Origin of the sequence: Mycobacterium fragae, assembly GCF_002102185.1 — a bacterium.
Taxonomy (GTDB): domain Bacteria; phylum Actinomycetota; class Actinomycetes; order Mycobacteriales; family Mycobacteriaceae; genus Mycobacterium; species Mycobacterium fragae.
On the sequence record NZ_LQOW01000026.1, the window covers coordinates 340,194 to 358,767 of the forward strand.

General features: G+C 65.8%; 15 protein-coding genes. 10 read left to right on the forward strand and 5 right to left on the reverse strand.

Annotated features, from left to right (window positions below):
• Window positions 1–3: 3 nt before the first annotated feature.
• The 7 genes from AWC06_RS16125 to AWC06_RS16155 all read left to right on the forward strand — a co-directional run bounded on the left by AWC06_RS16125 (window position 4) and on the right by AWC06_RS16155 (window position 9,060).
• Window positions 4–1,248, forward strand: a complete 1,245-nt coding sequence (locus AWC06_RS16125) for a cytochrome P450 (protein ID WP_085198976.1) — start codon at window positions 4–6, stop codon at window positions 1,246–1,248.
• A gap of 178 nt (window positions 1,249–1,426) precedes the next feature.
• Window positions 1,427–2,488 (forward strand): amidohydrolase family protein, encoded by a 1,062-nt coding sequence (locus AWC06_RS16130; protein WP_211281979.1) that lies wholly within the window; start codon window positions 1,427–1,429, stop codon window positions 2,486–2,488.
• 19 nt (window positions 2,489–2,507) lie between these two features.
• Window positions 2,508–3,743, forward strand: coding sequence for a M24 family metallopeptidase (locus tag AWC06_RS16135; RefSeq protein ID WP_085198978.1), 1,236 nt, complete (start codon window positions 2,508–2,510; stop codon window positions 3,741–3,743).
• Window positions 3,733–4,872 carry a M24 family metallopeptidase gene (locus tag AWC06_RS16140; protein ID WP_085198979.1) on the forward strand — a complete coding sequence of 380 codons (1,140 nt, stop codon included), beginning with the start codon at window positions 3,733–3,735 and terminating at the stop codon, window positions 4,870–4,872. Before AWC06_RS16135 ends, AWC06_RS16140 begins: the two co-directional genes overlap by 11 nt.
• Entirely contained in the window at window positions 4,865–5,815 is a 951-nt protein-coding gene (locus AWC06_RS16145) for an enoyl-CoA hydratase/isomerase family protein (protein ID WP_085198980.1), read from the forward strand. Before AWC06_RS16140 ends, AWC06_RS16145 begins: the two co-directional genes overlap by 8 nt.
• 3 nt (window positions 5,816–5,818) lie before the next feature.
• Window positions 5,819–8,263, forward strand: coding sequence for a CaiB/BaiF CoA-transferase family protein (locus tag AWC06_RS16150; protein WP_227371050.1), 2,445 nt, complete (start codon window positions 5,819–5,821; stop codon window positions 8,261–8,263).
• Window positions 8,260–9,060: an SDR family NAD(P)-dependent oxidoreductase gene (locus tag AWC06_RS16155; protein WP_085198981.1), complete on the forward strand. Its 801-nt coding sequence runs from the start codon at window positions 8,260–8,262 to the stop codon at window positions 9,058–9,060. Before AWC06_RS16150 ends, AWC06_RS16155 begins: the two co-directional genes overlap by 4 nt.
• Here AWC06_RS16155 and AWC06_RS16160 read toward each other — a convergent pair.
• Entirely contained in the window at window positions 9,057–10,136 is a 1,080-nt protein-coding gene (locus AWC06_RS16160) for an NAD-dependent epimerase/dehydratase family protein (protein WP_085199054.1), read from the reverse strand. The genes AWC06_RS16155 and AWC06_RS16160 overlap by 4 nt on opposite strands.
• Window positions 10,137–10,288: 152 nt before the next feature.
• On the opposite strand from AWC06_RS16160, the gene AWC06_RS16165 reads away from it, so the two are divergent.
• From AWC06_RS16165 to AWC06_RS16175, 3 genes are read left to right on the forward strand one after another with little or no spacing between them, the layout of a single operon-like run.
• Window positions 10,289–11,104 (forward strand): lysophospholipid acyltransferase family protein, encoded by an 816-nt coding sequence (locus tag AWC06_RS16165; RefSeq protein ID WP_085198982.1) that lies wholly within the window; start codon window positions 10,289–10,291, stop codon window positions 11,102–11,104.
• Between the two features lie 4 nt (window positions 11,105–11,108).
• Window positions 11,109–12,734, forward strand: coding sequence for an acyl-CoA ligase FadD12 (gene fadD12, locus AWC06_RS16170; protein WP_085198983.1), 1,626 nt, complete (start codon window positions 11,109–11,111; stop codon window positions 12,732–12,734).
• Window positions 12,727–13,962 carry an alpha/beta hydrolase gene (locus AWC06_RS16175; protein WP_085198984.1) on the forward strand — a complete coding sequence of 412 codons (1,236 nt, stop codon included), beginning with the start codon at window positions 12,727–12,729 and terminating at the stop codon, window positions 13,960–13,962. Before fadD12 ends, AWC06_RS16175 begins: the two co-directional genes overlap by 8 nt.
• Here the strand turns inward: AWC06_RS16175 and AWC06_RS16180 are convergent.
• The 4 genes from AWC06_RS16180 to AWC06_RS16195 all read right to left on the reverse strand — a co-directional run bounded on the left by AWC06_RS16180 (window position 13,959) and on the right by AWC06_RS16195 (window position 18,390).
• Entirely contained in the window at window positions 13,959–15,395 is a 1,437-nt protein-coding gene (locus AWC06_RS16180; protein ID WP_085198985.1) for a WS/DGAT/MGAT family O-acyltransferase, read from the reverse strand. The genes AWC06_RS16175 and AWC06_RS16180 overlap by 4 nt on opposite strands.
• A 71-nt stretch (window positions 15,396–15,466) precedes the next feature.
• A complete protein-coding gene (locus AWC06_RS16185; protein WP_085198986.1) occupies window positions 15,467–16,294 on the reverse strand; it encodes an SDR family NAD(P)-dependent oxidoreductase in 828 nt (275 codons plus the stop codon).
• 30 nt (window positions 16,295–16,324) lie between these two features.
• The gene (locus AWC06_RS16190) at window positions 16,325–17,164 is read right to left on the reverse strand and encodes a mycofactocin-coupled SDR family oxidoreductase (RefSeq protein ID WP_085198987.1); all 840 of its coding nucleotides are present in this window, start codon (window positions 17,162–17,164) and stop codon (window positions 16,325–16,327) included.
• A gap of 26 nt (window positions 17,165–17,190) precedes the next feature.
• Window positions 17,191–18,390, reverse strand: coding sequence for a cytochrome P450 (locus tag AWC06_RS16195; RefSeq protein ID WP_085199055.1), 1,200 nt, complete (start codon window positions 18,388–18,390; stop codon window positions 17,191–17,193).
• Between the last annotated feature and the right edge of the window lie 184 nt (window positions 18,391–18,574).

An 18,574-nucleotide genomic window follows, 5' to 3' on the forward strand; every position in this document is an offset into this window, starting at 1 on the left:
GAAGTGTCCGACACCCTCACCGGCGCCGCAACCGAGGCGGTCGCCGACGTGCCGGAATATCCGATGGCCCGGGACAACGGCTGCCCGTTCGCCCCGCCGCCGCAGGTGATGGCGCTGAGCGAGGAGAGGCCGCTGTCCAGAGTCAGGATCTGGGACGGCAGCACACCGTGGCTGATCACCGGCTACGAGGCGGTCCGGACGCTGTTCTCCGATTCCCGCGTCAGCGTCGACGACCGGCGAACGGGTTTCCCGCATTGGAACGAAGGCATGTTGTCGACGGTGCACAAGCGCCCCCGCTCGGTGTTCACCTCCGATGCCGAGGAACACACCCGGTTTCGGCGAATGCTGTCAAAGCCGTTCACCTTCAAGCGGGTCGAAGGCCTGCGGCCGGTGATCCAGCAGGTCACCGACGAACACATCGATGCGATCCTGGCCGGACCACAGCCCGCCGACATCGTCACCGCGCTGGCGCTACCGGTGCCGTCCCTGGTGATCAGCCAGCTGCTCGGGGTGCCGTACCAGGACGCCGAATTCTTCCAGCACCACGCCAACATCGGGCTCGCCCGCTACGCCACTGGAGAGGACACCGCCAAGGGCGCGGCCGGGCTGTCGAAGTATCTCGCGAAACTGGTCGAATCCAAGATGGAAAACCCGGCCGAAGACGCGGTGTCGGACCTGGCCGAACGGGTCAAGGCCGGCGAGATCAGTGTCCGCGAAGCCGCCCAGCTGGGCACCGGCCTGCTGATCGCCGGACACGAGACCACCGCGAACATGATCGGCCTCGGCGTGCTGGCCCTACTGCAGCACCCGGACCAGGCGGCCGTGCTGCGCGATACCGACGACCCCAAGGTCATCGCCAACGCCGTCGAGGAACTGCTGCGCTACCTGTCGATCATCCAAAACGGACAGCGCCGCATCGCCATCGAGGACATCGAGATCGCCGGCGAGGTGATCCGCGCGGGCGAGGGCATCATCATCGACCTCGCGCCGGCGAACTGGGACGGCAATGCTTTTTCCGAACCCGAGCGGCTGTACCTGCATCGCTCGGGCGCCGGCCAGCACGTCGCGTTCGGCTACGGGCGACACCAGTGCGTCGGCCAGCAGCTTGCCCGCGCGGAGCTGCAGATCGTGTTCCACACGCTGCTTCGCCGCATCCCCACGCTGGAACTCGCCGTGCCGATCGAGGACATTCCGTTCAAGCACGACCGGCTCGCGTACGGCGTCTACGAACTGCCGGTGACCTGGTGAATCCCTTCACCGGAGGATCCGGGATGACTACTCTCGAACAGGTGTCGATCCGATTGGAGGATCAATAATGTCGACGCAGACCAACCCCGTTTCGCTCTACCCGCCGGAAGGGTATGGCGCGCCGAAGGATCGACGCGGTCACGCCGACGGGTCCAGCGTCGGCTTGCCCGAGGGAACCGTGGTTTTCTCTGCGGACAACCACATTTCGCTGGCGGATGACATTTTCTACCAGCGTTTCCCGGATGACGTCAAAGACAAAGCACCGCGGATCTGGTACGAGGACGGCGCCTATCAAGTCGGGCGCAAGGGCCAGTCGTTTCTGCCGGGCGATTTCAGCGCGGTGCTGATGCAGTACGACGACCTGCCCGGAGCGGCGAGCACCAATATCGAGGCCCGCATCCAAGAGTTGCACGAGGACGGCGTCGAAAAAGAGTTGGCGTTTCCCAACGCCATTTTGGCGCTCTTCCACTACCCGGACAAGGAACTTCGCGAACTGGCGTTTCGCATCTACAACGAGTACATCGCCGAGCTGCAAGAGCGTTCCGGTGGGCACTTCTACGGCGCCGGGCTGATCAACTGGTGGGATCCGAAGGGCACCCGCCGAACGCTTGCCGAGCTGAAATCATTGGGGCTCAAGACATTCCTGCTTCCGCTGAACCCGGGCAAGGATGACGACGGCAACCCCATCGACTATGCGAGCACGGGCATGACCGCGGTGTGGGACGAGATCGAGGACGCCGGGCTGCCGATCAGCCACCACATCGGCGAAACCCCGCCGAAAAGCCCCTGCGAATTCAACAGCGTCGTCGTCGGCATGATGATCAACATCGACGGGTTCCGGGAAGTGTTCTCCAAATACATCTTCGCCGGAATCCTTGATCGACACCCAAGGCTGAGGATCGGCTGGTTCGAGGGCGGAATCGCCTGGGTGCCATGGGCACTGCAAGACGCCGAGCACCTCGTGGCGTCCTACCAGCACATGTTCAACCGGCCCCTCGAGCACGACGTGCGCTACTACTGGGACAACCACATGAGCGCATCGTTCATGGTCGATCCGCTCGGCCTGCAGTTGATCGACAAGATCGGCATCGGAAAAGTGATGTGGTCGTCCGACTATCCGCACAACGAAAGCACATACGGCTATTCGGAGAAGTCACTGGCCGCTGTCGTCGACGCCGTCGGTCCCGAGGCCGCGGCGCGGATCGTCAGTGGCAACATCACCGAATTCCTGGGCCTGTGAGGGTCTTCAGGGGCGCTCGATGACGACGTTCGTACCGGCACAACCATCTGCGATCGACATTCCGGACATACCGGACCTCGACCGGATGCGACGCCAGACCGGCGCACGACTGCGCTCGGCGATGGCCGATCGCGGCGTCGATGCGCTGATCCTGCTGGGCAACAACAGTGTCGTCTATGCCACCGGGGTGAGCTGGCCCTTGGGCGATGCCGGCCTGTCCCACGTTGAACGCCCGGTGGCGGTGGTGCTCGCCGACGACCCGTGGCCGCACCTGTTCCTCCCGTTCCGCGAAGGTTCCGCATCCGAATCCGGCTTGCCCGCAGACCATCTGCACGGTCCGGTCTACCTGGAATTCGACGAGGGCGTGGACAACTTCGCGCGGGTAGTCGAGGATCTGATCCCCGCCGACGCGGTCGTCGCGGTCGACGAACTCACCGGCGCGATGCGACGGGCACAGCCGCGACTGTTTCGGGCCGGACGTCCCGCCGACGCTGCCCAGGTCGTCGGCGCCGCCAAGCTCATCAAGACACCCGACGAAATGGCCTGTATCCGCAAGGCGTGCCAGATAACCGACGAGGCCATGGTCGACGTGCAGGCCGCGCTGGCACCGGGCATTCGCCAGATCGACCTGTCGGCCGGTTTCGTGCGCCGCGCGTTCGAACTGGGCGCGATGGCCAGCATGCTGGAACCGATCTGGCAGGTGATGCCGCAAAGCAAGGCAGACGGCGTGTGGACCACCCACGGGGATCTGGCGTTGCCGCTGTTGACGACCGAGCGCCAACTCGCCGCCGGTGACGTGCTGTGGACCGACGTCAGCATCACCTATGCCGGTTACTGCTCGGACTTCGGCCGCACCTGGGTGGTCGGTCGCGACCCGACACCGCGCCAGCAATCGCAGTTTCACAGGTGGCGGGAAATCATGGAGGCGGTGCTCGAGGTAACCCGCGCCGGCGCCACCGCCGCCGAGTTGGGCAGAGCAGCCACCAAGGCCAACGGCGGCAGCCGGCCGTGGCTGCCGCATTTCTACCTGGGACACGGCATCGGCGTGAACGCCGCCGAAACACCAATGATCGGAACGGATCTCGGCGATGAGTTCGACGAGAACTTCGTCTTCGAACCGGGCATGGTGCTGGTTTTGGAACCCGTGGTGTGGGAGGACGGCACCGGCGGTTATCGCAGCGAAGAGATCGTCGTCATCACCGAGGAAGGCTGGATCCGCTTGACCGACTACCCCTATGACCCCTATGGGCACTGAGGTTCTGCCCGACGACAAGGCGCTGCGCTCGGGCCGCCGCGAGCGCGCGCTGGCCCAGATGGAGGCGCACGACCTCGACGTGCTGGTCCTGGGGCGACAGGCCAATGTTCGTTACGTCGCCGGCGCACCTCAACTCTGGGTGGCCGGGACCCGGCCGTTCGGGCCGACCTGCGTGGTGGTCCGGGGGACCGGGGCGATCCATCTGCTCAGCACGTGGGACGAGGGCATTCCAGACGACATCCCGCACGAGAACCTCTATGGCATCGCCTGGAATCCGATGAACACCATCTCGGTGTTGCAGGGCATCGACGGTGCCGCTACCGCGAAACGCGTTGGCACCGATGCGCTTTCACCGGGGTTCGCGCAGTTGCTGCCGATGGCCTTTCCCAATGCCGAGTTGGTCGACGGCGAGTTGGCCATGCGCGCCGCCCGGCGTATCAAGACCGCCGAAGAGGTGTCGGCGCTGCGAGAGGCCATCCGGGTGGCCGAAGCCGGCCTTGCCGCGGCGGTCGCTGAGCTACGACCGGGAACCAGCGAGAAGGCTTTGGCCGGTGTGTTGTTGGAGGCGATGACCGCCGGTGGGGTGAGCACCCCGTCGACCCAGGACGCTGCTTGGGTCACATCGCGCGATCACCCGTGGCGGCGGGCCAGTGCAGACGGGCGCGTGCAGCCCGGCGATCTTGTGGCGTTCTCCGCGGGCGTGCTCGCCGGTGGCTATACCGGTGAGGTCGGGCGCACCTGGCCGGTCGGCGACCCCAGAAAAACCGAGGCTGCCGTGGATCTGTATCGCCGATGGGATACGTTGTGGCAGCAGCTCTATGAGGTGTGCCGTCCGGGCGCGCCGGCCACCGACCTGCTGGCTGCATACCAGGCCGCGGGCGAGTCGCTGCCGCCGATGCCGGTCGCGCGGGGCCTGGGCCTGGGATTCGACCCGCCCGTCGTGTCGCAGCACCTACCGGCCACCGCGTCCGAGGAGCGCCTGGACGCGGGTATGGTGCTCGCGGTCACCGGCTACGTCTGGGAACGCGGCGTCGGCGCGGTGTTCGGGCGCGAGGCGGTGCTGATCACCGCCGACGGCCCCGAGCTCCTGACGTCAAGCCCGTCATGGCAAGGCGTGGTCCGTGCCTGACAAGCGACCGCCGCCCGAGGAGATCATCCTCTACGCCAAGGACCCGGCGACCAAGATCGCGACGATCACGTTCAACCGCCCCGAGTACCTCAACGCGCCCACCTCGGCGGCGCGGCTTCGCTATGCCGATCTGCTCCACGCCGCGAACGCGGACGACGATGTCAAAGTGGTGGTCATTCGCGGCGCCGGCGACGACTTCGGTAGCGGCGCAGACCTTCCCGAAGTCATGGAAGGCGCGGACTCATCGGAATTCCGGCTAACCGAATTGCGCGTCGAAGATCACGAAGTTCGGTATCCGCCCAAGGGATCGTTTCGCCATGGCGCAACAATTGGCGCGTGGTACGCCAATTCGCAGGCCGGTAACCGCTCCCTTCAGGAATTCAAGAAGATCAGCATCGTCGAAGCCAAGGGCTACTGCTACGGCTGGCATTTCTACCAGGCGGCCGACGCCGACCTGGTGATCGCGAGCGACGACGCATTGTTCGGTCATCCGTCGTTCCGGTACTTCGGCTGGGGCCCGCGGATGTGGACCTGGGTCCAGACGATGGGGCTGCGGAAGTTCCAGGAAATGGTTTTCACCGGAAGGCCTTTCACCGCGGCCGAGATGTTCCAGTGCAATTTCCTGAACAAGGTCGTGCCACGCGACCAGCTGGAGGCCGTGGTCGACAAATACGCGCTGGCGTGTGCCCGCAACCGTCCCACCGACACCATCTTCATGCAGAAGGCCTTCTTCGAACTGGTCAAGCAGTATCAAGGGGAATATCTGGGCAGCCTGCTCAGCGCGCTTTTCGAGTCGATGGGCGGAGCCGCCACCCCCGACGGTGATGACCTGATGCTCGGCGATGCCATCGACAGCGGGCTCGCCGACGCAGTGAAGGACAACGACAGCAAGTTCCCGCCCGAGTTCCGGTTGAGCAAGTCCAATCGCACGAAGAACGGCTGAGGCGTGGAGCCAGAGAATGGTGCCCTGCACGGCCCCTTGAACGGCTACGCCGTGGTCGACCTTTCCACCGGCATCGCCGGCGCCTACTGCACCAAACTGCTGGCCGACGGCGGCGCACAGGTGATCAAAGTCGAGTCCCCACAAGGCGATCCGCTGCGCAGCTGGTCCGCCTCGGGAGCGGGCATCGAGCCCGGGGCCGACGGCGCCCTGTTCAGCTTTCTGGCCTGCTCCAAGCACAGCGTGGTGGCCGACACGGAGGTCGACGACGACATCGACCTTGTCAACACGCTGCTGGCAGCCGCGGACGCGGTGGTGTGGTCGCGCGGCTCGACGATCGCCGACGCGTTTACGCCCGCCACGCTGCGTCGCTCTCATCCGCACCTGATCGTCACCGCCATCACGCCGTTCGGGCTGGAGGGCCCGTGGGCCGATCGTCCGGCGACCGAGTTCACTCTGCAGGCGTGGTCGGGCGGAGTCATCGGGATCGGACGGGGATCTCCTGACCGTGCACCAGTCTTCGTCGGTGGACAGGTCGGCGAGTACTTCGCCGGCGCGTATGCCAGCGTGGCAACGCTGACCAGCCGCTTTCGTCAGTTAAGCTGCGGCACAGGCGAACTGCTCGATCTGTCCATGCTGGAAACCCAGATCCTGGGCTTGACCTACTACCCGGTCAGCTATTTCGCGATGCTCGGGCGTCCATGGCGGGACGCCCGCAAGGTCACCGTGCCGGGGATCGCCCGCGCCAAAGACGGCCTGGTGGACGTGGGATGTGGAACGGCCCAGCAGTGGTTCGATCTGTGTGCGATGACCGGTCACCAGGAGTGGATCGACGAGGAATCACCGCTGTCGATCACCGAGCTGGCCAATGAGAAGGCCGACGAGATCTATGCCTGGATGCAAGGCCAGACGGTCGACGAGATCCGCGAGCTCGCCACGGCCTTCCGGATCCCCAACGCGCCGGTCGCCAACGGCGCCAACATCACCGGCTTGGACCACTTCGTCGAGCGCCGGTCGTTCGTCGCCAACCCGCGCGACGGATTTTGTCAACCCGACCACCCGTACCGCATGCGGCCGATGCTGCTTGGCCCGCCGCGCCCGGCCCCGCGGCTCGGCGAGCATACCGCGCACTACCGCCAGACCAGGCCGCCTGCACGGCAGCCGTCAGCGGGTAATGGTGCTGCGGATCACATGCCGTTCAACGGTTTACGGGTGCTCGACCTGACGACATTCTGGGCCGGACCCTGCTGCACGCATTTTCTGGCCATGCTCGGCGCCGAGGTGGTCCACGTCGAATCCACCGGCAAACCGGACGGCACCCGGCTGATCGCCGGTGTGCCGACCACCGAAGACCAATGGTGGGAACGCTCGCCGATCTTCTCGGGTCTGAACACCAACAAGAAAGGGTTGACGCTGGACCTGCAGACGTCGACGGGGCGGGAGCTGTTGCGCCGCTTCATCGCAACATCCGACGTCGTCGTGGAGAACTTCACGCCGCGGGTGCTCGACCAGATCGGCCTTGATTTCGCGGCCGTCCAGGCGATACGTCGCGACGCGATTCTGCTGCGCATGCCGGGCTTCGGGTTGGACGGGACGTGGCGTGACAACCCGGCGTTCGCCTACGTCATCGAGGCAGCGGCCGGGCTCAGCTGGCTGACCGGATATCCGGATGACAACCCCTACGAGCCGTATTCGATTGGCGACCCGAACGCCGGCGTGCACGCGATCAACGCGCTGCTGCTCGCCCTGGAACACCGCCGCCGCACCGGGCAAGGAGTATTGGTCGAAGCCGCCATGGTCGACGCGGCACTGAACATCGCCGCGGAGCAGGTCATCGAATATTCCGCCTACGGAGCGCTGCTGCAGCGGGGCGGAAACCGCGGACCAACCGCAGCGCCGCAGAACCTCTACCGGACAGCCGACGTCGACGAATTCGGCCGGCTCGACAGCTGGGTCGCGATCGCGGTGGCCACCGACGAGCAGTGGGTGGCTTTGTGCGAGGCGCTCGGCGGGCCGCAGTGGGCCATCGATACCGCGCTCTCCAGCGCGGCCGGGCGGCGCGCACAGCACGACCTGATCGATGAGAATCTCGGCGCGTGGTGTCGGCACCGCGGCAGCGATGAGATCGTCGGGTGCCTCTGGGATGCCGGCGTCCCGGTGGCGAAAGTCATGCAGCCGCACCGCCAAACCGAGCTTGCGCAACTGGGATTCCGCGGATTCTTCGAAGTCGTCGAGCACCCGGTGAACAATCCGGCTCCACACAGCACGGTGCCGCTGCGGTTTTCCGCCGGACCGGATCGATTCCATCGGCATCCGGCGCCGCTGCTCGGCCAGCACAACCACGAGCTGCTCGCCGAGGTCGGGTTGAGCGAGCAGGAGATCGCCGACCTGGAAGCAGCCGGCGTCATCGGCCGGGCGCCGGTGGGCGCGAGAAAGGCACATGCCCGATGACAATCGGCCCGTCCGACATTCAGCTCACCGGCCGTGTCGCGGTGGTGACCGGCGGGGGAGCCGGGATCGGGCGCGGCATCGCGGCCGGCCTGACCGCGTTCGGCGCCTCGGTGGCGATCTGGGAGCGTGACGCCGAGAGTTGCTCGGCGGCTGCCGAATCGGTTGGCGCCCTGGGCATTGTGACCGATGTGCGCGACAGCAGTCAGGTCGATGCCGCGCTGGAGCGCACCACCGCCGATCTCGGGCCGGTGACGATCCTGGTGAACAATGCGGGCGGCACGTTCTCTTCACCCCTGCTCGATACAAGCGAAAACGGCTGGGACGCGCTCTATAAGGCGAACCTGCGCCACGTGCTGCTGTGCACCCAGCGGGTGGCCCGCAAGTTGGTCGCAGCCGGCCTGCCCGGCAGCGTCATCAACCTGACGTCCATCGAAGGTGTGCGTGCCGCACCGGGTTACGCCGCGTACGCGGCAGCCAAAGCCGGCGTGATCAACTACACCAAGACCGCGGCGTTCGAACTCGCACCGCACGGCATTCGGGTCAACGCGCTGGCGCCGGATGTCACCCTGACCGAAGGGCTGGCGAGCCTCGGAAGCCTCAGCTCAGAGATCGGCCGCGCCATCCCAATGGGCCGGCCCGGCCACGTCGACGAAGTCGCCAGCGCCGCAGTGTTTCTCGCCTCCGATATGGCCAGCTACGTCACCGGCCAGACCATCCACGTCGACGGCGGAACACACGCCGCGGGCGGGTGGTATCACGATCCGCAAACCGGCGAGCCGCGGCTGGGACCCGGCTAACCCACCGATGCGCTCTGCCGGTCCGGGGCGGGTTCCGCCAGCGCGGAGCGGATGGCGCGCCAGGGATCGGCGTAGCGGCCGGGCATATCACGGTAGGCGGCACGGCGTTTCAGCACCTGGCGGGCCAGGGGAGCCACGACCCGTAGCGGGTAGCGCTTCCACCCCGCGTTGGCGCGCATCTCGGCGACCATGTCGGGCCACGAATGGTGTTGGAAGTTCAACGCCTGTTGTGCCCGGGCAGTGTCCATCCAATCGGTGACGAACCAGTCGTCGTCGCTGTCCGGATTGCCGGGCCGACCGCCCGGCAGCACACCCGCCATGCCTCGAGCGGCGGCCAGCGCCGGTCCGACCTGGCCCTGCCGCAACCTGTGTGACTCATCGCCGGCGATCAGCAATATTTCACGTGCGACGTCTGCGGTAGTAGCCGCCGCGAACGCCGTTGCGACGTCGCGGACGTCGACCGTATGCAATCGGCCGTCGCTGGGCAGCGCGCTCTCGAAAAACAGCGCGTCGGCGTTGAGGGGCATCGCGGCGGGGTCCACACTGAGCACACCTCCGAGCCGCAACACCACCCACTCCAGGGTCGAGGACCGCACATGTTGCTCGGCTTCCGCCTTGTGTTGGCTGTACACGTCACACGGGCGCATCGGAGTGTCGGCGCCGACCAAATCCGTTGCGCGATGGGGGTTGCGGGCGCCGTACACGGCGTTGCTCGAAGCATGGACAAAGCGGGGCGGATTCGGCTGGGCTTCGGAGACGGCCACCAACGTCGCGGTGGCGTCGACATTGACTGCGCGGGCGAGCTCGGGGTTGCGGTAGATCGCCGGGGGAATGATGGCGGCCAGGTGCACGATCACGGCGGGAGCCACCGCGGAAACGAGCAGATCCACTTGTCGAGGGTCGGTGAGGTCGGCCCAGTACGCGTCGGCTCCGGCCGGCAGCTCGCGCGCCGCCCTGCGATTCGCGGGCGTGTCCAGGTCCGCGGCCACCACCCGGCGGCCGTCGGCCGCCAGCTGCCGGACGGTGGCCGACCCGACCAACCCGAACCCTCCCGTGACGAGCACCGTCTCGGACATGCGCGACTCCTTGATGTTGGCCCCCGAGCACCGCCCCACGAGCGGTGAATATGACGTTCTCAATTTCCGAGAGTAGCATATCCGCAGATAAGCGCCCAATCGGTCGCGGTAGCATCAAGCATCGTCCCAACAATCCGCAGGTAGGTGGAACCATGAGCGAACTCGATGTTGAGACGGAGCTCGCCAAGTGGGATCCCCAGTTCACCAAGCGCGTCGCCGACGTCCTTCGGCCCCTCGTGCGGCGATACTTCCGCACCGAGGTGCGCGGACTGGAGAACATTCCGCCCGCCGGAGGTGCGCTGCTGGTTTCCAACCATTCCGGCGGCCAGTTCGCCGCCGACGTCCCGATCCTGGCAGTCGAGTTCTACGAGAAATTCGGCTACGACCGCCCGATTCACACGCTCAGCCACGACATGCTCTTTGTCGGGCCGATCGGATCGGTGTTGCTCAAGACCGGCTTCATCCGGGCTAACCCCGAGAACGCCGCCAATGCATTGCGGTCCGGTCATCTCGTCGTGGTGTTTCCGGGCGGCGACTACGACGCCATGCGGCCCACCGCGCAGCAGAACACGATCGACTTCGCCGAACGCAAAGGGTACGTCAGAACGGCAATCGAAGCAGGCGTGCCGATCGTGCCGGCGGTCTCGATCGGCGGCCAGGAAAACCAGCTGTACCTGATGCGCGGAACGGGACTGGCGAAGCGGCTCGGCCCCATCGCGCGTGCGGCCCGCACAAAGATCGTGCCGCTCTCGTTCGGGTTGCCGTTCGGGCTCAGCCTATTCGGCACATTCCCGCCCAACCTGCCGCTGCCGACCAAGATCGTGACTCAAGTACTCGAGCCGATCGACATCGCCGCCGAGTTCGGGGAGAAACCCGACATCGACGAGGTCGACGCACACGTGCGCGAGGTGATGCAGTCAGCGTTGGACAAATTGGCCGGTGAGCGCCGGTTCCCGATCGTAGGCTGACGCCATGCTCGACCGCATCGGCCAGACCGTCGGCCTGCTCGCCACCCTGCGACGGGCGCGGCTTATCGCGCCGATGCGGCCCGACAAGTACCTTCGGATAGCCGCCGCGATGCGACGCGAAAACATAGCCGCCACATCAGGTTTCGCGTCGGCGGCGCAACGCTGCCCGCAGCGGCCCGGACTCGTTGACGAGCTCGGCACGCTGACTTGGCGCGAACTCGACCAACGCTGCGACGCGTTGGCCGCTGCGTTACAGGCACAGCCGGGCGGACAACCGAAAACCATTGGGGTGATGTGTCGTAACCACCGCGGGTTCATCGAGGCGGTGGTCGCCGCCAACCGCATCGGCTCCGACGTGCTGCTGTTGAACACGTCGTTCGCCGGACCGGCGCTTGCCGAAGTGGTGGCGCGCGAAAACGCCGACACGATGATTTACGACGAGGAGTTCACCGAGATCGTCGACCGCGCGCTGGCCGAGAGGCCCGATGCCACAAGGATCGTGGCCTGGACCGACAACCCGTCGGGCCAGGATGTCACGGTCGAGAAACTAATCCAGGCGCATGCGGGCCACCAACCCAAGCGTGCCACCGAAAAGCCACGGACAGTCCTGCTGACGTCTGGCACCACCGGTACCCCGAAAGGCGCCAGGATGACCAGTGGTGAGGTCGGTGCGCTCAAGTCGATCCTCGACCGAACTCCCTGGCGTGCAGAGGAATCCGTGGTCATCGTCGCGCCGATGTTCCACGCCTGGGGCTTTTCGCAGCTGATTTTCGCTGCCTCGATGGCATGCACAATCGTGACCCGCCGCAAGTTCGATCCCGAGGCCACCCTCGAGCTCGTCGACCGGCACCGGGCCACCGGCTTGGCGGTCGTGCCGGTGATGTTCGACCGCATCATGGATCTGCCCGACCATGTCCGCAAGCGCTACAGCTGCCGGTCGCTGCGGTTCGCCGCCGCCTCGGGGTCGCGGATGCGTCCCGACGTCGTCACCGCGTTCATGGACGAATTCGGCGACGTGATCGTCAACAACTACAACGCGACCGAGGCCGGCTTGATCGCCAGCGCCACACCCGAGGACCTGCGCGCAGCGCCCGATACTGCGGGAAAACCCGCTCCGGGGACCGAAATCCGCATCCTGGACCGGGATTTCAAGCAGGTTCCCACCGGCGAGGTCGGCCAGATCTACGTCCGCAGCGGCACTCTGTTCGAGGGCTACACGTCGGGCGCCACCAAGGATTTCCACGACGGGTTCATGGCCTCCGGTGACATGGGTTATCTCGACGACCAGGGCCGGCTATTTGTGGTGGGCCGAGACGACGAGATGATCGTGTCGGGCGGCGAGAACGTCTACCCGATCGAGGTGGAGAAGACGCTGGCCGCGCACCCCGATGTCGCCGAGGCCGCGGTGCTCGGCGTCGACGACGAACAGTACGGCCAGCGGTTGGCGGCCTTCGTGGTGCTCGCGCCGGACGCTTCGGCCACGCCCGACTCGCTGAAGCAGCATGTGCGGGAGAACCTGGCGAACTACAAGGTTCCCCGCGAGATCTTGGTGCTCGACGAGCTGCCGCGGAGCAGCACCGGCAAGATCCTGCGCAACGAGTTGCGGGCCAAAGTGGCCGCCGATGGCTAGCTCGCGCCCGCTGCTGCGCGCCATTCTGGAATTGGTCAACGCCCTCAACGGTTTTCGGGCACTGAGCCGCAAAGGTTACCTCAGCTCCCTGGTCTTCCAGTTCGGCTGGCCGACCTCGGAGCTGCCGACGCTGTACCTGGTCGCCTCCGTGTTGGACGTGCTGCGTCGCGGGCTGCGCGGAGACTTCAAGGGCCGGCGCGGGTTGGCCGCCATGGCCGTGACCGCAGCGAGTTGGGTCGTCCTGGCGGTGATACGCCGCCGCGTGGTCACGTCAGCTCCCTTTCTGGCCGAGCCGCTGCGCCAAGAACTCGGCGCACGCTACACCGATGCGCTGAAGACCCTGCCGGCGACGCCATCGCCGACGGGGCGGCCAAGCGCATGGCGCACAGCGGTCGCGCGACGCCGATACGTCGACAAGCAAGACACCGTGCGCTACGGACCGCACGGCCGGGCCAATTTGGCCGACGTCTGGCGACGTCGCGATTTGCCGCGCGACGGGAAGGCGCCGGTGCTGGTGCAGGTTCCCGGCGGCGCGTGGGCGATTGGGATGCGCCGCCCGCAGGCCTATCCGCTGATGAGTCATCTGGCCGACCGGGGCTGGATCTGCGTGTCAGTGGCCTACCGGGTCAGTCCCCGTCACACCTGGCCGGCCCACATCGTCGACGTCAAGCGGGCGCTCAGCTGGGTCAAGGAGAACATCGCGTCGTTCGGCGGTGATCCCGACTTCGTCGCGATCACCGGCGGGTCGGCCGGCGGACACCTTGCCTCACTGGCCGCGCTGACCCCGAACGACCCCGCCTTTCAGCCCGGTTTCGAGGACGCCGACACATCGGTCGTCGCGGCGGTGCCGCTGTACGGCCGCTACGACTGGGTCGGCACCCACGGCGAAGGCCGAAGCCAGTTCATGACATTCCTACAGAGGTTCGTGATCAAGCAACGGCTCGACGATCACCGCGACATCTACATCGATGCTTCGCCAATCCGGCGGGTAAGGGCTGACGCACCACCGTTTTTCATCGTGCACGGCCAGGACGACTCGATCATTCCGGTGGGTGAGGCGCGTGAGTTCGTCGCCGCGATGCGCGACGTGTCGAAGTCTCCGGTCGTCTACGCCGAATTGCCGCATACCCAGCACGGTTTCGACATCTTCGGCTCACCGCGCGCCCACCACACCGCCGAGGCGGTAGGCCGGTTTCTGTCCTGGGTGTACGCGACAAGAGGCGGTTAACCCGCTGCGTTGGCCGGGGCCATCGCCGTATCGACGACAGCGGGGTCGCCGGGAAGCCCAGCCGCGCTTCGTATTTCACCGAATGCATGAATCAGCGCGTCGGTCACTTCATGGACATCGTTGAAGGTGCGGTCGTCGGAGAGCACCGAGACATCGAGTTGGTCGACGTAGCTCCACACGGTGATGTTCAAGGCGCTGCCGGCCGAAAGGATGCCCACGGAATAAAATTCGCACACCGGGGCACCAGCGACATTGGCCCGTTTCCGCGGTCCCGGCACGTTCGACACCGCGATGTTCATCGCTCGGTTTTGCACGGCGCGTCTCGATTGCCGTCGAAATAGCGCCGGCGCCAAGGCCGGCGGCAGGTACTCCATCAGTTGGCCCTGCAGCTTCGGGCCCATCAGATCGAGGTCTTCCTTGGCGCGCGCCGTCGACAACGACGTCAGCCGCACCCGTTCCAACGGGTCGTCGATGTGCACCGGCAGCGACACCGAAAGGCCGCTGATCTCGTTGCCGGTGATCCGGTCGGGTGAGCGGTCGGTGCTGACCGGAACCGATGTGAGGATCGGCCGGTCCGCCCTGCCGTCATAGCGCAACAACAACTCCCGTAACGCGCCGGCCGCCATGGCCAGCACGATGTCATTGAATGTCACGTCGATGTGCTTGGCGGTCTTCTTGACGTCGTCGAGCGACAGGGCCGCGGTGGCGAATGTTCTGGTCGGCGAGATCACGTGGTTGAGGAATGTCGGCGGCGGGTTGAAGTTCTTGGCCAGATCCGGGTGCTGGCCGCGCTCCTTTGAACGCCGCCGTACCTGGGACAGACCGCGCACGGTGTCTTGGAGCAGCCCCGGCAACGCCGCGATGTGTTGAACGTGGTCGCGGCCGGCCGCCCGCAGCAGCTCGGACTTCGACGGCGCGACGGGGCGAGGAGGTGGGCGGCGTTCGGCCTGCTCGGATCCGGGCGAGTCGATCATCCGCGAGAGCAGGTTCGCCGAGGCCATGCCGTCGGCCAAGGCGTGATGCACCTTGCCGATGATCGCGAAACGGTTCTCCGCCATCCCTTCGGCGAAGTGAAACTCCCACAACGGGCGGCTGCGGTCCAGTGGGGTGCTGGCGATCTCACCGATGACCGTGTCCAGTTCTCGCCGGCCGCCGGGGCCCGGAACTCGCACCCGACGTAAGTGGTAGTCCAGGTCGACGTCACAGTTCTCCAGCCACATCGGATGATGCAACCGCCAGGGAATCTCGACGAGCTGGTAGCGCAGCGGTTCAAGCAGTTCGAGTCGGCGCGGAAAGACGCGACGAAATGTGTCGAAGCCGAACTCTCCGGGGAAATCGGCGGCGTTGACGATCGCCACCTTCAACGTGTGCGTGTGCAGATTCGGCGTCTCGCTGTACAGGAGCATGGCATCCATGCCGTTGAGTCGCTTCATAACCCACCTCGCCTCTTAGACGATCCCATCACTTCCGAGGTGCTGATCTGGCGAATTCAGGCAATCTCGCCTTAGTGGGCCCACCCCTGCGCGGTCTGGTCGTCGAAGGTGCGGTCGATGCGCTCGAACCTGCGCCGGATCGACGCCCGCGAGGCCTGGTGCGGCAGCACATAGAGCCGGTTGGCGAGGACAGCCTCGACCGTGAGGCGAGCGACGGCTTCGGCGTCGAGGACGACGTTTCCGTCCGCAGGGATTTGCTCCGACACTGCACGCGTCAACGGGACTCCATAGTCGACGCCGCGATGGCGCTCGGAGGCGGCGATGTTGGTTGCGACGAGCATCGGGCAGAGCACCGAGACGCCGATGCCGTCGGCTCTGACCTCGCGGGCCAGCGCTTCGGCGAGCGCAACGACACCGTATTTGGCAACGGAATACGGCCCCAGGCCGACATTCGAAACCAAACCCGCGAACGAGGACGTGAACAGCATGTGCCCGTCCTCGCCCTGCTCGAGCAGCCTGGGCAAGAACGTCTCGACGCCGTGAATCGGACCCCACAGGTCCACGTCGATCACCCACCGCCAGTCGGCGTGCGTCATCTGCGTGATCGGGCCGGATACCGCGATGCCGGCATTGTTGAAGACCACGTGAACGCGGCCCAGCAGGCGGAACGCCTCATCGGCGAGGTGTGCCACCTCGTCCAGGCTGCGGACGTCGCAGACGATGCCGTGCGCGTCGAATCCCTCCGCGCGCAGGCCGCTCACGGCTTCGTCCAGGGCGGGTCCTTCGATGTCTCCCAGCACGACGCCGGCTCCGCGGCGGGCGAGCTCGCGCGCGGTGGCCAAACCGATGCCGCTCGCTCCGCCGGTGATGACCGCTCCACGCCCTTGGAAGGTATCCATGGCGCGAAGCCTAAGCCGTTGACCGCGCGGCTACTTCAGGCAGCCGCCTGCGTCGACGGGAAGAGTCACTCCGGTGACGTAGCGGGACTCGTCGGAGGCGAAGAACAGCACCGCGTTGCTGATGTCCTCCGGCTCCACCCACGGGATCGGCAGCGTGTGGAACATCTGGCAGATCGGAGCCATGTCGTCGGGCCCGGGGTTCTCCAGATCGGGCCGGAACATCTTGAAGGTTCCCTCGTTGTGCAGCATCGGTGTTCTCACATGGGTCGGATGCACCGAGTTGACCCGAATCATGTGCTGCCCCAACTCCACTGCGAAGGACCGCATGATTCCCACCACGCCGTGCTTGGCCGCGACATAGCTGCCGCAGTGGGGGTAGGCCTTCAGCCCGCCCACTGAGCTGGTCAGGATGATCGAACCGCCTCGGCCACCCGCGATCATGTGTGGGACACCGGCTTTCACCGACTTCCAGACGCTCGACAGGTTTACGTCGATCATTTCCTGCCAGTCGTATTCGGTTGTCTTGTCGAGCGTGTCGCCCCCGTTACCAATGCCGGCGTTGGCCACGATGATGTCCAACCGGCCCAACTGCTCGACGCCGCTGTCCACCGCGGCTTTGGTCGCGTCATAGTCGCGCACATCGACCTCGGCGGTGACGATTCTGCGGTTGAGACCCTTGACCAGGTCGGCGGTCTCGGCCAGATCCTCCGGCGTCGACGCCGGGATGGTGGTGTTCTGCACGATCGGTTTGCAGACGTCGACGGCGATGATGTCGGCACCTTCCTGCGCCAATCGCACCGCGTGGCTGCGGCCCTGACCACGGGCCGCGCCGGTGATGAACGCGACCTTGCCTTCGACTCGACCCGTCATCGTTACCTCATTTCCTTGTCAGTGATTCATCCGAGCACCGCCGGCATTGCCTCCCAGCCCCGCACGGTGGACGTCGGGGACAACGTGGCGCCGGTTAGGTCGACGTCCCATTCGGGGAAGCGCTTCAAGATCTCCTCGAGGGCGATCCGGCCCTCCAGGCGGGCCAACGCAGAGCCGAGGCAGTAGTGGGTGCCGACGCTGAAGGCGAGGTGCTGGCGCGGTTCTCGGTGGATGTCGAAAACGTCTCCGTCAGGCGGGAATTGGCGGTGGTCACGGTTGGCCGCCCCGATGAGCATCATCATGACGCTGCCCTGCGGCACGGTCTGGCCGTAGTACTCGACGTCGTGGGTGACATAGCGCGCCACATGGGGAGCCGGCGACTCGAAGCGCAGCAATTCTTCGACCGCCTGGGGGATGAGGGCGGGGTTCTCGACGAGTTCCCGTCGCTGGTCGGGATGTTCGGCCAGCACCTTGCCGGCCCAGCCGATCAGCCGGGTGGTGGTCTCGTTGCCGGCGCCGGAGACCACGCTGACATAAGTGAGCAGCTCGTCACGGGTCAGTCGCCGCGTTGTGCCCTTCTCATCCTCGAACTCGACGTTCAGAAGTTCGGTCATGATGTCGTCGGAGGGATGCTCGGCGCACCAGTCGATGAATTCGGCGAAGAATTCCCCGGTCATGCCGTCGGTGCCCGCCTTCATCGGCTTGCCTGCCTCGGTGCGCAGCTGCGCGTTCGCGAAATCTCGCGCAGCTTCTTGGTAGTCCTCGGGAACCCCGAGCAGCATGCCGATAACCCGCATCGGCATCTGCGCGCCGAGGTCCGCGACGAAGTCGAAACGGCCGGTGCCGACCAGCGGATCCAAACTGCGCGCACAGAATTCGCGGATCTTCGGTTCCAGGTCGTTGACTTTGCGCGGCGTGAACATGCGGGCCAGCAACTTGCGGTGCACGTCGTGGATCGGTGGATCCTCGAAAATGAGCACGCCGGGCGGCATATCGATGTTGGCCTTGATCAGTTCGAGGATTGCGCCCCGCGCGGAACTGAACGTTTCGTAATCGACTATCGCCCGGTCGACGTCGGCGAAGCGGCTCAACGCATAGAAGTCGTGTTGCTCGTTGTAGTACAGCGGTGCTTCTTCGCGCAGCGCTCGGAACGCGAGGTAGGGATCGGCATTGATCTCCACGTCGTACGGGTCGTAATAGACGCCCTGAGGAGCACTGACTGTCACGGGTTTCGCCTCTCGCCGGAACCGCATAGCTGGTAGCGCTGAGCATGCGCTTAGCAACTCTGTCATCAGCCGGCTCCGGGTGTCAACGCCGGATTCGTTTTCGCTACTTAAGATTCTCCGATTAAGAGAACGATGTTCTCACCGAAACCGTGCCCCGTGCGATATGCGAACATGCGGGTTGCAT